Source organism: Streptococcus parasanguinis, from assembly GCF_001578955.1.
Classification (GTDB): Bacteria; Bacillota; Bacilli; order Lactobacillales; family Streptococcaceae; genus Streptococcus; species Streptococcus parasanguinis_U.
This window is the reverse complement of record NZ_KQ969710.1, coordinates 1-810: the sequence shown is the minus strand read 5'-3', so window position 1 is coordinate 810 and position 810 is coordinate 1. Positions and strand designations below refer to the sequence as shown.

The window sequence follows — 810 nt, the reverse complement described above, 5'->3', positions numbered from 1 at the left end:
ACCGATAGTATTCAAATAGCCCTTTGAGTTCCCTTCAATTAGTTTCCCATTGATTTTAATTTCACCAGATTCTTTTTTTACTAAACCTAAAATCGTCTTGAATATTGTAGTTTTCCCAGAACCATTTTGTCCAATGAGTCCCATTATTTCGCCACTCTGCAACTCAAATGACAAATCTTCAATTACTTTCTTTTTGTTATACGATTTATTTAGACCAATAATTTGTAATAGTGCCATTTCGTCTTCCCTTTTAGTTAACAACGTTTATACTCAACCATACTATTTATTTACTTATCTAAGGGAAATCCATCATAAATGATTCTTCCTTTATCCATAACAATAAATCTATCTACAAATTTCATGAAGCTATCTTCATGAAAAATACTTATTATTATCATGTTTTTTTTAATTGAATTTAAATATTCAAAAACTTTTTTCTCGGATTCTTTATCCAAACTACTTGTCGCCTCATCTAATAATAAAATTTCAGGATTACTTAGTATAGCTCTAGCCAATCCAACTTTTTGTTTTTGACCACCAGATAAGTTCTCTCCATTTTCTAGAAGAAATAGCTCTAGCCCATTTCCCTCTGATGTAAGTTCAAATAAACCAAATTCGATACAAATCCTATTGATTTCTTCATCTACAATCATTGAATTTCCCAAAGTTAAATTATCTCTCAGTGTCCCTTCAAATACATAGGGATCCTGACTAACGTATGCTAACTTACTTCTTATATGAAGGAGAGAACCAATTTAGTCCTCTCCAGATTGTAACTTTTTATCAAGCCACTACAGTTGACAATGAGCC

Annotated in this window: 2 protein-coding genes; both read right to left on the bottom strand. The window is 31.1% G+C overall.

Going from position 1 to position 810, the window contains the following annotated elements:
- Positions 1-237: ATP-binding cassette domain-containing protein (locus SPADD19_RS10855; protein WP_128861640.1), on the bottom strand; the 237-nt coding region annotated here is incomplete at its 3' end.
- 50 nt (positions 238-287) lie between these two features.
- A complete protein-coding gene (locus SPADD19_RS10850) occupies positions 288-737 on the bottom strand; it encodes an ATP-binding cassette domain-containing protein (RefSeq protein WP_261674172.1) in 450 nt (149 codons plus the stop codon).
- Positions 738-810: the final 73 nt, after the last annotated feature.